11 protein-coding genes are annotated in these 12623 nt (G+C 68.4%); 7 read left to right on the top strand and 4 right to left on the bottom strand.

What is annotated here, in order from left to right:
* The first annotated feature begins 19 nt into the window (after window positions 1–19).
* Window positions 20–2188: a hypothetical protein gene (locus C1931_RS10525; protein WP_108756283.1), complete on the top strand. Its 2169-nt coding sequence runs from the start codon at window positions 20–22 to the stop codon at window positions 2186–2188.
* A gap of 15 nt (window positions 2189–2203) precedes the next feature.
* Here the strand turns inward: C1931_RS10525 and C1931_RS10520 are convergent, their stop codons facing one another.
* Window positions 2204–2494: a hypothetical protein gene (locus tag C1931_RS10520; protein WP_108756282.1), complete on the bottom strand. Its 291-nt coding sequence runs from the start codon at window positions 2492–2494 to the stop codon at window positions 2204–2206.
* 126 nt (window positions 2495–2620) lie between these two features.
* On the opposite strand from C1931_RS10520, the gene C1931_RS10515 reads away from it, so the two are divergent.
* The 4 genes from C1931_RS10515 (at window position 2621) to C1931_RS10500 (ending at window position 8430) form a co-directional block, all read left to right on the top strand.
* Window positions 2621–3238 carry a biliverdin-producing heme oxygenase gene (locus tag C1931_RS10515; protein WP_159095474.1) on the top strand — a complete coding sequence of 206 codons (618 nt, stop codon included), beginning with the start codon at window positions 2621–2623 and terminating at the stop codon, window positions 3236–3238.
* A 101-nt stretch (window positions 3239–3339) separates the two neighbouring features.
* A complete protein-coding gene (locus C1931_RS10510) occupies window positions 3340–5580 on the top strand; it encodes an ATP-binding protein (protein WP_108756280.1) in 2241 nt (746 codons plus the stop codon).
* On the top strand, window positions 5577–6047 hold the full coding sequence (locus C1931_RS10505; RefSeq protein ID WP_108756279.1) for a response regulator: 471 nt from the start codon (window positions 5577–5579) through the stop codon (window positions 6045–6047). The genes C1931_RS10510 and C1931_RS10505 overlap by 4 nt, the downstream gene beginning before the upstream one ends.
* Window positions 6040–8430 carry a response regulator gene (locus C1931_RS10500; protein WP_108756278.1) on the top strand — a complete coding sequence of 797 codons (2391 nt, stop codon included), beginning with the start codon at window positions 6040–6042 and terminating at the stop codon, window positions 8428–8430. Before C1931_RS10505 ends, C1931_RS10500 begins: the two co-directional genes overlap by 8 nt.
* 245 nt (window positions 8431–8675) lie before the next feature.
* Here C1931_RS10500 and C1931_RS10495 read toward each other — a convergent pair whose 3' ends face one another.
* Genes C1931_RS10495 through C1931_RS10485 form a run of 3 tightly spaced genes read right to left on the bottom strand, consistent with a single transcriptional unit; the run spans window position 8676 to window position 10682 of the window.
* A complete protein-coding gene (locus tag C1931_RS10495; RefSeq protein ID WP_108756277.1) occupies window positions 8676–9362 on the bottom strand; it encodes an oxidoreductase in 687 nt (228 codons plus the stop codon).
* Window positions 9363–9381: 19 nt separating this feature from the next.
* Window positions 9382–10062, bottom strand: coding sequence for a ChrR family anti-sigma-E factor (locus C1931_RS10490; RefSeq protein WP_108756276.1), 681 nt, complete (start codon window positions 10060–10062; stop codon window positions 9382–9384).
* Window positions 10059–10682: a sigma-70 family RNA polymerase sigma factor gene (locus C1931_RS10485; RefSeq protein WP_108756275.1), complete on the bottom strand. Its 624-nt coding sequence runs from the start codon at window positions 10680–10682 to the stop codon at window positions 10059–10061. Before C1931_RS10485 ends, C1931_RS10490 begins: the two co-directional genes overlap by 4 nt.
* Window positions 10683–10814: 132 nt before the next feature.
* Between C1931_RS10485 and C1931_RS10480 the strand changes: the two genes are divergently transcribed.
* Together C1931_RS10480 and C1931_RS10475 are read left to right on the top strand one after the other, a co-directional pair.
* Window positions 10815–11585: a hypothetical protein gene (locus C1931_RS10480; protein ID WP_108756274.1), complete on the top strand. Its 771-nt coding sequence runs from the start codon at window positions 10815–10817 to the stop codon at window positions 11583–11585.
* Window positions 11586–11669: 84 nt separating this feature from the next.
* A complete protein-coding gene (locus C1931_RS10475) occupies window positions 11670–12623 on the top strand; it encodes an acyl-CoA desaturase (RefSeq protein WP_108756273.1) in 954 nt (317 codons plus the stop codon).

Raw genomic sequence — 12623 nt, 5'->3', positions numbered from 1 at the left:
TCCCATCGAGAAGGCCCGCATGCCCCGCCGCATCTTCCACTTTTCAACCTGGCCACGTGGTTGGCGGCTGCTGGCGTGGTGCCTGCTGGGCCTGCAGGCGCTGTATCTGCTGGCCGGCAATATTTTCCTGAATACGCCACTGTTCGATGCGGTGACCAACCGCAAGGCGCACAAGTTCGTGATGTCCACCGGGCCGGCCATTACCCTGCTGCCCGGCCATGTGATTGCCTGGAACGTGCATATGCGCGGCCACGTGAACCACACCGTGTATGTGCTGCACGCCGACCGCGCCAGTGCACGGCTGGCGGTGCTGCCGCTGTTCCGCCGCGAGGTGCGCGTACCGCACCTGCAGGCGACGGGGGTGTCGGCGGAAATCGAGCGCGTGCAGGACGTAGTGCCCTCGCCGCCGCGGGGCGACCAGGGCTGGACGCTGCGATTCGACGCGATCCACAGCGACAGCATCCGCAGCGCACGTTTCGGCAAGCTGCTGCTGCAGGGCGACGGCAGCGGTACCGTCGGCTTCGTCAAGCAGCTGCGTGGCGGTCCGTCGCAGCTGCTGGATTCGCAGGTCGAATTCAACGATGCCTTCGCCAGCTACGACGGCGTGCAGCTGCTGTCGGGCATGCAGTTGAAATCCACCTTCCGCTACCCGCGGCACTACCGCGACCAGGCGCCGGGCATCCGCAAGTTCACCCTGGTGGAAGGCACGCTGGACATCACCGCGCGCAGCCAGGGCCTGCGCATGAACACCGACGCCCAGCAGGTGGCCATTGCCAGCTCACCGCTGGCCGGCCAGCTGCAGGCACACGTGGATCTGCAGCGCGGCGCGCTGATGCCGGGCACCCGTGCCATCTGGCGGGTGCCGCTGCAGCTGGGCGATGGCGCCCCCGATCGCGGCGTGCTGGCCCTGCAGCTGGATGTGGCGCAGGACATGCGGTTGCAGGCGCGGCTGCCGCCACGCCCCGAGCGCGGCGCGGCACTGGATGCCGACCTGCATATCCGCGGTCACGATATTCCTTTCGACGACCCGGCCAGCCTGCTGGAGCGCACATCGGGCCAGGTACAGGGCGAATGGACGTTCACTTCGCTCAACTGGATCCCGGCCTTGTTCGTGCGCAAACCCTGGTTCCAGCTGGACGGCGGCGGCGTACTGAAGGCAGACCTGCGTGTGCAGGACGGTGAGCTGGTGACCGGCAGCACCGTGGACCTGCCCGCGGCCGAAGCCGTGGCCGAAGTGGCCGGCGTGCGCATGGCCGGCACCGCCAGTGCCCATGGTGAGTTGAAGGCCGGTACGCCCACCCGTGCCGAACTGGATGTGCGGCTGCCGCGTTTCTCCGCACGCACCCAGGGCAAGGATGCGGCCACCCTGTTCGAGGGGCGCGACCTGTCACTGCAGCTGAGCGGTGATGGCCGGCTGCGTGAGCTGCGCCGCGGCGTACGTGCCCGGCTGCGCTTCAGCGATGCGGACATTCCCGATCTGGCGGCCTACAACCGCTTCCTGGGCAACGGGCAGGTACGCCTCGTATCAGGCACGGCGCGCCTGAGTGGCGACGTCGGGCTGGATACCGATGGCCGCATCGGCCAGGGCACGGCGCGTTTGCTCGGCCAGGGCGCGCGCCTGCAGCTTGCCGGCCTGGACCTGCGTGCCGACACCCGTGTGGACGGCACCCTGCAGCGCGGCGACTTCCGCCAGCGCTGGTTCGACCTGACCGGCAGCGCGGTGGAACTGCGCAACGTACAGATTGATGGCCGGCCGGGACCGCAGGGGTGGCGGGGCCGCCTGGATATTGACGAAGGCCGCATCGATGCCCAGTCCCCCTTCCAGGTGGACGCACGGGCGCGGGTGGCCATGAGCGATGCCGGCCCGCTGCTGGCGGTGTTTGCCGAACGCGGTGATTACCCGGGCTGGGTACTGAAACTGCTCGATTCCGGTCGGGTGGAGGCAAAGACCGCGCTGCGCTGGCAGCCCGGGCACCTGATGCTCGATGACCTGCAGGCGGAGAACGACCGCTTCTCGCTGCGTGCACGGCTGGATCTGCTGCAGCAGCGCCGCAAGGGCGATCTGTACCTGCGCTGGGGCGTGCTGGGCGCGGGCATCGAACTGGATGGCGATCGCCGCCAGTGGCACCTGGCCGGCGCGCGCGACTGGTTCGACGGCCGACCGGCGTTGTTGGCGCCGGCACCCTGACGGCGCCGGCAGGGCTCAGGCCGCGGCCGGCTGCCAGTCGCGCAGCACCCGCGGCTTCAAGGCGTGCTCACCGCAGCCTTCCGGACACCGCAGGATGCGCGCCACGGTGGTGCTGATGAAGCCGGCGCCTTCGTGCGCGGTGAACACCTGCGCGCAGCCATGGCAGCGCGCCACCAGCGAATACAGATGGACGATCCGCCCGCTGCCAGGGTCCTTCAACGCATCGATCTGCAACAGATCGAACCGGCAGGTGTCGGGCAAGGTGTGCCGGAAGGAGAGACGCGCGGGAGTGGGCTGCAGGTTCACGGGATGGCCAACGGGGAGGTCGGCGCCCACCGTAGCGTTGGTCGCGTGCAGCCGGTGTTGACTGCCGGTGCAACCCGGGCGAAATATCTTCACTGCGTTTACACCGCTTCTGCTAGCGTAGCCCCAATGTCCGTCCCCGCCCCCTGCGCGCAGCGCGCTGCCTCCTCTTCTGTCCCCGACGAGCCGCTCAGCGCGATGCTGAAGACGGCCACGCGCAGCACCCACGAGCGCCTGGACCAACGCCTGATGGCCCTGGGCATCTTCGATGATCGCCGCGACTATCTGCGCTTCCTGCAGGTGCAGGCGCAGTTCCATAGCGCGGTGGCAGCACTGTACCGGCGGCAGGATCTGCCGATGCCGGCAACGGAACTGGGCAAGCACGCGCAGGTGCTGGCCGATCTGCAGGATCTGGGCGCACACCCTGCGGCGCCGACCGCCGACGCACCGCTGCTGGCCACGGCACCGCTGCCGGTGGCGCTGGGTTGGTGGTACGTGGCCGAAGGTTCCAGCATGGGCGCGGCGGTACTGCTGCACCATGCGGCACGCGTGGGCCTGCACGAAGGCTTCGGCGCACGCCATCTGGCGCCCGCCGCGGCAGGCGTGGCCGCGCACTGGCGCAGCGTGCGGGCCGCGATGGATGCGCTCGCGCTGACGGATGCGCAGCGCGTACAGGCCGCAACCGCGGCCAGCGCTGCCTTTGAGTTCGTCGGACGGCGCGTGGATGAAGCGTTCAGAAATGCCTGATCCAGCCGTTGACAGCAATGCGATAGTAGAGCGATGTCTGTTGCTGTCCTTGTTCCAGGCGCACGCCTGCGCCGCCTCACTACTTCCGGGTTCCTGCCTTCATGTCCAACGCCACTGACGCCGTGAACGATCTGGCGCTGTCCGTCTGTGCCCGCGAGCCGATCCACACACCCGGCGCCATCCAGCCCTACGGGGTGCTGCTGGTCGCCGATCCGGTCACGCTGCAGGTACGCGAGCGCGCGATCAGCCAGGACTCCCTGCTGCAACAGTTTGGCGACCCGCTCGGGCAGCCGCTGGACGCGGTGCTGGGCGGCGTACTGGCCCCGTTCCTGCCACAGCTGCGCCGCACGGCGGTCGACAGCAGCGTACACGTGGGCGCCGTGCACCTGGACGGCCATGGCCGCCACCAGTTGCTGGTGCACCGCTCGCAGCACGACCTGCTGGTGGAACTGGAAAGCCCGGTGCCGGGCCAGCCCAGTTCGCTGGAAGAGCTCTACCCGGCCATCCGCCGCCTGATGTCCGAGATCGAATCGGCTGCCACCGTGGCCGATCTGTGCCAGTTGGCCGCCCAGCACATGCGCGCGATGACCGGCTTCGACCGCACCCTGGTCTACCAGTTCGACAGCGCCTGGAATGGCACCGTGGTGGCCGAAGATGGCAACGGCGTACTGCCGTCCTACCTGGACCTGCGCTTCCCCGAATCGGACATTCCGGCGCAGGCGCGCGAACTGTACCGGCGCAACCGGGTGCGCCTGATCGCCGATTCGGGCTACACCGCCGTGCCGCTGGTGCGCGATGCCGCAGCCGCCGATGCCGCGCCCACCGACCTCAGTCTGGCGGTCCTGCGCAGTGTTTCCCCGGTGCACCTGCAGTACATGCGCAACATGGGCACCGGCGCGTCGATGTCGGTCTCGCTGATCCACGAAGGCCGGTTGTGGGGGTTGGTGTCCTGCCACACCGCCCATGCCCGCCGCCTGCCCTACCCCGTGCGCACGGCCTGCGAATTCATGGGCCAGATCCTGTCGCTGCAGATTGCGCTGAAAGAACGCGGACGGGTGGTGGAAGAGCGGGTGATCCGGCGCTCGCTGCTGGTCAAGCTGCTGGCCCGCATGGCCGGCGATGAAGACTTCATGGCGGCGCTGCGCCAGGACCACGGCAGCCTGCTGGCACTGACCGAAGCGGCCGGCGCGGCGATCGTGCACAAGGGCGACTGCATGCGCGTGGGCCAGTGCCCCGCCCGCGAGGACATCCTGCGCCTGGCGCACTGGGTGGCCGCCGAACACCCGGGCGAAGAAGTGTTCCACACCGACCATCTGGCCGGTGCCTGGCCGTCGGCCGCGCGCCTGAGCGACGTCGCCAGCGGCGTGCTGGCGGTGTCCATTTCGCAGCTGCACGACAGCTACCTGATGTGGTTCCGCCCCGAAGTGGTGCGCACCGTGCGCTGGGGCGGCGATCCGCGCAAATCCAGCGATCCGGGAACCGCGCTGTCGCCGCGCCACTCCTTCGAAGCCTGGAAGGAAACCGTGCAGCAGCGCAGCCTGCCCTGGACCGACGCCGACGCCGATGCCGCGCACGAAATGCGCACGGCCATCGTCGACATCGTGCTGCGCAAGGCCGAAGAGATGGCCGAACTGAACGAACAGCTGGTGCGCAGCAACAAGGAACTGGAAGCCTTCTCGTACTCGGTCAGCCACGATCTGCGCGCCCCGTTCCGGCATATCGTGGGGTATTCCGAACTGCTGGGCAGCTCGGCGGCCGAGCGACTGAGCGAGAACGAACGGCGCTTCCTGGACACCATCGTGGAATCGGCCAAGTCTGCCGGCACCCTGGTGGATGATCTGCTGAGTTTCTCGCAGATGGGCCGTTCGACCCTGGGCCGCATGCACATCGACATGGGCGCACTGGCGCAGGATGTGCGCCGCACCCTGGCGCTGGACTATGCCGGCCGCAGCATCGACTGGCGCATCGGCCCGTTACCTGTGGTCGAGGCCGACCCCACCATGCTGCGCCTGGTCTGGCAGAACCTGCTGTCCAACGCGGTGAAGTTCACCCGCGACGTTGCCGACGCCGTGATTGAAGTGGGCCACCAGCGCAGCGCCAGCGAAGACATCTTCCATGTGCGCGACAACGGCTGCGGCTTCGACATGCGCTATGTGGACAAACTGTTCGGCGTGTTCCAGCGCCTGCACCACGAAGACGAATTCGAAGGCACCGGGATCGGCCTGGCCAACGTGCGCCGCATCATCGGCCGCCATGGCGGGCGAACCTGGGCCGAAGGCACGCTGGGTGAAGGTGCCACGCTGTATTTCACTCTTCCCCTTTCTACCGGAGAACACCCATGAGGGATCTGCGGCCGATCCTCCTGGTCGAGGACAGCCCCAAGGACGCCGAACTGACCCTGGCTGCGCTTGCGCGCTGCCAGTTGCTCAACGAGGTGGTGCACGTGCGCGATGGCGCCGAGGCACTGGATTACCTGCGCAGCGAAGGCAACTTCGCCGGCGCCTACCACGGCGGCCCGGTGGTGGTGCTGCTGGATCTGAAACTGCCCAAGATCAACGGCCTGGAAGTGCTGCAGCAGGTGCGTGAGGACCCGGAGCTGAGCAGCACCCCGGTCGTCATGCTGACATCATCGCGCGAAGAGCAGGATCTGGTCCGCAGTTACCAGCTGGGCGTCAATGCCTTCGTCGTCAAGCCGGTGGACTTCAAGGAATTCTTCGACGCCATCCAGGGCCTTGGCATGTTCTGGGGCATCACCAACCAGCCACCTCCGCACCGCGGCGGCAACGGGAACACCCCCACCCATGAATGACCCCGCGCCTGCAGGCGGCCGCCTGCGGATCCTGATGCTGGAAGACAGCGCGCTGGATGCCGAACTGATCACGGCCCAGCTGCAGCGCTCCGGCCTGCGCTTCGACACCCACCGGGTGTGGGCGCACGACACGTTCCTGGCGGCCATCACCTCGGCACAGTTCGACGTGATCCTGGCCGATCATGTGCTGCCAGGGTTCGACGGCGATACCGCACTGGCTCTGGCGCGCGAGCACGCGCCGCAGATCCCTTTCATCTTTGTCTCGGGCACGCTGACCGAAGAGCTGGCCGTGCAGGCGCTGACCCGCGGCGCGCGCGATTATGTGGTCAAGCAGCGGCTGCAACGGCTGCCGGACGCGATCCGGCGTGCCCGCGATGAAGCCCGCGAGCGCAACCAGCTGGCCCAGGCGCGCACGGCGCTGGAGCACAGCCAGGCACAACTGCAGCAGATCACCGATGCCATTCCCGCGTTGATCGCGCACCTGGGCGCCGACCACCGTTACCGCTTCGCCAACAAGGCCTTCCTGGACTGGCATGGCATTGCCCTGGACGACCTGCTGGGCAAGCAGCCGGCCGACATCGGCAACAGCGCCTCGTTCCAGCAGGCCCTGCCCAGCTTGGAACGGGTACTGGCCGGCGAGCGCGCCAGCTTCCAGATCACCCTGACCCACCGCAGCGGCGAAGCCCGCTTCGTTCAGATGGACTGCGTGCCCGAGTTTGCTGCCGACGGCACGGTGACCGGCTACACCTGCCTGGGCAGTGATGTGTCCGGGCTGAAGCGCGCCGAGCTGGCGCTGCGCCAGGACAATCAGTCGCTGGAACAGCAGGTGCAGGCGCGCACCGCCGAGCTGCAGGCCAGCAAGCGGCGCCTGCAGGCCATCTTTGAATCCAGCTTCCAGCACCAGGTGCTGCTGGATCTGGACGGCCGGGTGATCGATGCCAACGTGGCCTCGCTGGCAGCGGTGCTGGCCGGCAAGCCTGACGTCGTGGGCGCGCATTTTTCCAGCACCGCCTGGTTTGCGGCGACCCCGCAGGCCGCGCGCACCGTCACCGAAGCGGTGCAGCACGCCGCCGCAGGCACCCCGTCGCTGCATGCGTTCGAACTGGAACTGCCCACCGGCAAGCGCAGCTTCGATTTCTCGCTGCGGCCGCTGCTGGGCCCCGATGGCCATGTGGCGGCGGTGGTCTGTGAAGCGGTGGAAACCACTGCGCGCGTGCAGGCCGAACACGCGCTGCGGCAATCGCAGAAGATCGAAGCCGTTGGCCAGCTCACCGGCGGCATCGCCCACGATTTCAACAACATCCTGACCGTGATCGCCGGCAACGTGGAACACGCCATGCTGTTGAACCAGCGCAATGGCGAACCGGCCGGCATGACCGCGCGGGCGCTGGACAACGCCCTGAAGGGCGTCAACCGCGCTGCCAGCCTGACCCAGCGCCTGCTGGCCTTCGCCCGCCGGCAACCGTTGCACAGCCAGGCGGTGAATCTGAATGACGCCGTGCACGGCATGCAGGACATGCTGCAGCGCGCCCTGGGCGAGTTGGTGCAGCTGGATATCCAGGCCACGGACGACATCTGGTGTGTGGAGCTGGATGTCAGCCAGCTGGAAGTCTCGGTGCTGAATCTCGCCGTGAATGCACGCGATGCCATGGACCACGGCGGCCAGCTGGTGATCGAGATCGACAACAGTCACTTGGACAATGACTACGCCGCCCTGTTCCCCGATGCAACGCCCGGCGAATACGTGATGCTGCGGGTGCGCGACAACGGCCATGGCATGTCGGCAGACACGCTGGCCAAGGTGTTCGAACCGTTCTTCACCACCAAGCAGGTGGGTCGCGGCACCGGTCTGGGGCTGTCGATGGTGCACGGCTTCGTGAAACAGTCCGGCGGCCACGTCCTGGTCGATTCGGTGCCCGGCGGTGGCACCAGCATCACCATGATGTTCCCGCGCTCACCCCTGCCCCTGCCCAGCCAGGCGGCGCCGACGCAGACCGGTTGGGCCAGCTACGAGGCGCGCGAGGAATCCGTCCTGGTGGCCGAGGACAACGACGATGTGCGCGCGTACACCGTCGATGCGCTGCGGCAACTGGGCTACCGCGTGCTGGAAGCACACGATGGGCCGTCCGCGCTGCGCCTGCTGGAGCGGCCCGACACCCAGATCGATCTGTTGTTCTCGGACATCGTGATGCCGGGCATGTCCGGCTGGGAGCTGGGCCGACAGGTGCGCGAGCGCTGGCCCTCGGTCGCCGTCCTGTTCACCTCGGGCTACCCGCGTGACCACGACACCGTGGGCAGCCCCGGGCGCGGCGCACCGCTGCTGTCCAAACCCTTCACCCGCAGCGACCTGGCGCAGTCGGTCCGCAACGCGCTGGCGCCCTGAGCGCCAAGGCCTTGGTCGGCACGCGCCCGCGCTCTGGTAGGTGCCGACCTTGGTCGGCACACGCCCGCGCTCTGGTAGGTGCCGACCTTGGTCGGCACACCCTGCGGGCCAACCAAGGTTGGCCCCTACCAACGCGGGGTAATTCGGGCCAACCAAGGCTGGCCCCTACCAACGCGGGGTAAACCGGGCCAACCAAGGTTGGCCCCTGCCAAGGCGAGGTAATCCGGGCCAACCAGGGTTGGCCCCTACCGTTCCGCCCTCGCGAGACGGTGGATCTGCGCGCATTCCACCACACCGGGTGGCTGAGCCATGCCGGCCAGCGCGATCATCGCCTCACCAATCGCCCGGTTGCTGACGGTCAGCGACGGCAGCACGCTTCCGGCCAACCCCATCAACGGCGCGGCCACCCAGTAGAACGGCTTCATCAGGGTGTGCCGGGTCCCGGTACCCGCCACCGGCTGCACGCCTGCCGGCCGCAACATCACCGTGCGCACCGGCAGTCGCGCCAGCGCCTGCTCGATCTCACCCTTCACCCGCAGCGGCATGATGCGGCTGGCCGGGTTGGCGTGTGCGCCGGATACATACAGGAAGCAGCCCTGCGGATTGGCGGCGGCCCACGCGCGGGCGACGGCCAGCGTGGCGTCCACCGTCACCTGCCGGTATTCGGCCTCCGGCGTGCCCAGTGGCGGCGCACCTGCGCAATAGAAACACGCATCGAATCCCGCCCACGGCAGATCGGCGTGCGCGGCCTGCAGGAAGTCGGGCAGCACCATTTCCTGGAACCCCGCAGGGGACGCGCCTTCGCGACGCACCAGCGCGGTGACGTGCTGCATCCGGCCAGAGCCCGCGCAGGCCAGCGCGACTCCCTGCCCGACCAGACCGCCGCTGCCGACCAGAAGAATCTTCATGGATTGCGTGTTGTCAGCGCTCATGCACAGCTCCTGCGGCGCGCTAGAGTTTCACAAAACGCTGGATCTTGCGCGCCAGCCAGCCGCTGAACACCAACGGCGCATCCAGCGCGGACACGCAGATGCACGGCACACCCGGCGCGGTCACCGGCTGGTGCTCGACGTCCTCATCCAGATCCGCCACATCGCCCGGCGCGAACAGGCCCAGCGCATCGTTGTAGCTGCCCCGCAGAATCTGGGTCAGCTCACTCTGGCCATGGCTGTGCATGGGCAGGCACTTGCCCGGGGCGATCTTCAGCATGATCAGAGACGGCATCTGCGCCGCACGGATGCAGTACACCCCCGGCGCGATCCAGCGCCAACGCAGCTGCGACAGCGACGCACCGAAGTACGGATGCAGGGCGGCGGGCAAATGATCCGGGTTCGCCTGTGGCCGCTCGCTCGGTACCGCGCGGGCCGCCCCGCAGGGCGCAGCCAGTCCGCCCTCGGCCTGGTCCATCTGCGCCAGCATGGCCATGCGCAGCTGCGCATGCCGCGCCTCGTCAACGGCCGGCTGGGTCTGGTCCAGCAGCACGGCGCCGATCGCCTCGGCATCGCGCAGGCGCTGGCGACAGGCCGGGCACTGTTCCAGGTGCGCGGCTGCGACCACGCTCAACGCCGTCGGCAGGCCGCCGGAGGCATAGCTGATCAAGGTCGATTCGTGCAGGTGGTGGCGCGGGCTCATTGGCCACCTCCCACCTTCGACTGCAACTGCAGGAAGGCCCGGCGCAGGTGCGACTTCACCGTGCCCAGCGGCATGCCCAGCGCGGCGGCGATCTCGCCGTGGCTGCGCGCCTCGAAGTAGGACATGCGCACCAGCCGTGCCTGCACCGCCGGCAATTCATTGATGCGCTGGCGCAGCCGTACCTGGTCGGCGTACTGTTCGGCACTGCTGCGCTCGACCACGTCGAAGCTGGCGGCATCGGCCACCGCGGCCTGCGCCTGCAACCAGCCACGTTCATGGCGCACGCGGTCGATATGCAGGTTGCGTGCAATGCGGAACAGCCAGGTGCTCAGCGCGCCCTGCGCGGCATCGAAATCGGCCGCACGCAGCCACAGGCGCAGCAACGCCTCCTGAGCCAGCTCCTCGGCAATTGCCGGCGTTGCCCCCAGGCCACGCAGATACACGCACAGGCGCGGCATGAAATGGTCGTAGATGCGCAGGAAGCAGGCGCGGTCACGCAGCCGGGCCACACCGTCCATGTCACCGGTCCAGTTGGTGGGCTCACTGCTGGGCTGCTGGGCACTGGACACGAGACGGGCGGCGTCGAAAGGGCTGCGGGGCGGGCGGCGTTCAACGTACATGGGCAGGGGCGGCAATCAGGTGAAGGTGGTTCCTGTGCCTCTACGCAGGCAGGCGGCGATTGGATGCAGCGGCCGGTGCATCCATTGGCCCCGCCGCCGCGTAGGACTGGCAGACCCGACGGAAAGCCGCCCATGCGCACCTGTGCCTACCTGCTGCTGTTGCCTGTCTGCGCCCATGCCGAACCCGCCCTGCTGCGCAGCGAAGGCGTGGCCACCACCGCGGACGGGCGCGTGGCCTACCGCGAGGTGCACTGGCAGCAGGGCCCGGACGAAGGGTCGCAGCGCTGGGTGGAATACCGCTGCAGAACGGGCCAGCCCTTCGCCCGCAAGCAACTGCCCGCCACCGGCCGCCCCGCCGCGCGCGGCTACAGCCTGCAGGACCGGCGCAGCGGCCAGGCCGCCACGCTGGATGTTTCCGCAACGGCCGTGCAGGTGCAGTGGCGGGAAGCCGGCGACGCGGCGCCAGTACAGGCACGGGTCGCGCTGCCGGCAGACGCGGTGATCGATGCCGGCTTCGATGCCGCCGTGCGCCAGCACTGGGACAGCCTGCTGCGTGGGCAGCCGGTCACCCTGTCCTTCCTGGTGCCGGGGCGGCAGCGCTTCTACCCGCTGAAGGTGCAGTACCGCGGCGCGCTGCAATGGCAGGGCCGGCCGGCGCAGTCCTTTGCCGTGCGCCTGGATGCCTGGTACGGCGCAGTGGCACCCGGCCTGAGCCTGGTCTATGCCAACACCGACCGTCGCCTGCTTGAGTTCAACGGCACCAGCAATCTGCGTGACGGCAAAGGACGCTACCCGCAGGTGCGCGTGGCCTTCAGGAATCCCCCTGTGCCCGCCAGCCGCAGCCAGTGGCAACGCGAGCAGGAGATTCCGCTGGTCAACGGGTGTGGTGTTACGTCCAGGTGAATTACGGCACGGATGCGAATGCACTGCATCCAATCGCGCTGTTGCAACGTAGGCACTTACACACGCGCCTTCCGGAAACCGAACATGTCTGCAGCTGCGCCCCTGCCCCGCCGACGCGCCCGCCTGCTGCGCACCCTGCGCCGCTGGTTCGACACCGGCAGCACTGCGACCGAGGTGCCGGCAGCGCAGGCCGGGCGCATCGACTGGCTGCGCGCGGTGCCCTTCGTGCTGCTGCACGTGGCCTGCCTGGGGGTGATCTGGGTGGGGGTTTCGTGGACCGCCGTTGCGGTGGCGGCCGCACTGTACGCCGTGCGCATGTTCGCCATCACCGGTTTCTACCACCGCTATTTTTCCCACCGCACCTTCCAGACCTCGCGCCCGGTGCAGTTCGCGTTCGCGGTGATCGGCGCCGCCAGCGTGCAGCGCGGGCCGCTGTGGTGGGCCGCGCACCACCGCCATCACCACCGCCATGCCGACCAGCCGCAGGATCCGCATTCACCGAACGAAGTCGGCTTCTGGCGCAGCCACATGGGCTGGTTCCTGACCCGCGAAGCCTTCAGCACCGATCTCAGCCGCGTGCCGGACCTGGCCCGCTACCCCGAGCTGCGCTGGCTGGATCGCTTCGACATCGCCGTGCCGGTGCTGTTGGCCGCGGCCCTGTTCGGGCTGGGCGAACTGCTGCAGCACACCGCGCCGGGCCTGCACACCAGCGGCCCGCAGCTGCTGGTCTGGGGCTTCTTCATCTCCACCGTGGTGCTGTTCCACGCCACGGTCACCATCAATTCGCTGGCCCATCGCTTCGGCAGCCGCCGCTTCGATACGCGCGATGACAGCCGCAACAACCTGTGGCTGGCCCTGCTCACCTTCGGCGAGGGCTGGCACAACAACCATCACTTCTTCCCCGGCACGGTGCGCCAGGGTTTCCGCTGGTGGGAAGTCGACCTGACCTGGTACGGCCTGCGTGCGATGGCGGCGGTCGGCCTGGTGAAAGGACTCAAACCCATACCCGACTGGGTGCTGGCCAAGGCGAGGCACTGA

The organism is Stenotrophomonas sp. YAU14A_MKIMI4_1, from assembly GCF_003086855.1.
Classification (GTDB): domain Bacteria; phylum Pseudomonadota; class Gammaproteobacteria; order Xanthomonadales; family Xanthomonadaceae; genus Stenotrophomonas.
This window is presented reverse-complemented; position numbering and strand designations above follow the sequence as displayed.

What these genes read in the sequence shown, in the direction of transcription:
- C1931_RS10525 (WP_108756283.1), top strand. Translation starts at nt 20, where the DNA reads ATGCCCCGCCGCATCTTCCACTTTTCAACCTGGCCACGTGGTTGGCGG.
- C1931_RS10515 (WP_159095474.1), top strand. Translation starts at nt 2,621, where the DNA reads ATGTCCGTCCCCGCCCCCTGCGCGCAGCGCGCTGCCTCCTCTTCTGTC.
- C1931_RS10510 (WP_108756280.1), top strand. Translation starts at nt 3,340, where the DNA reads ATGTCCAACGCCACTGACGCCGTGAACGATCTGGCGCTGTCCGTCTGT.
- C1931_RS10505 (WP_108756279.1), top strand. Translation starts at nt 5,577, where the DNA reads ATGAGGGATCTGCGGCCGATCCTCCTGGTCGAGGACAGCCCCAAGGAC.
- C1931_RS10500 (WP_108756278.1), top strand. Translation starts at nt 6,040, where the DNA reads ATGAATGACCCCGCGCCTGCAGGCGGCCGCCTGCGGATCCTGATGCTG.
- C1931_RS10495 (WP_108756277.1), bottom strand. Translation starts at nt 9,362, where the DNA reads ATGAGCGCTGACAACACGCAATCCATGAAGATTCTTCTGGTCGGCAGC.
- C1931_RS10490 (WP_108756276.1), bottom strand. Translation starts at nt 10,062, where the DNA reads ATGAGCCCGCGCCACCACCTGCACGAATCGACCTTGATCAGCTATGCC.
- C1931_RS10485 (WP_108756275.1), bottom strand. Translation starts at nt 10,682, where the DNA reads ATGTACGTTGAACGCCGCCCGCCCCGCAGCCCTTTCGACGCCGCCCGT.
- C1931_RS10480 (WP_108756274.1), top strand. Translation starts at nt 10,815, where the DNA reads ATGCGCACCTGTGCCTACCTGCTGCTGTTGCCTGTCTGCGCCCATGCC.
- C1931_RS10475 (WP_108756273.1), top strand. Translation starts at nt 11,670, where the DNA reads ATGTCTGCAGCTGCGCCCCTGCCCCGCCGACGCGCCCGCCTGCTGCGC.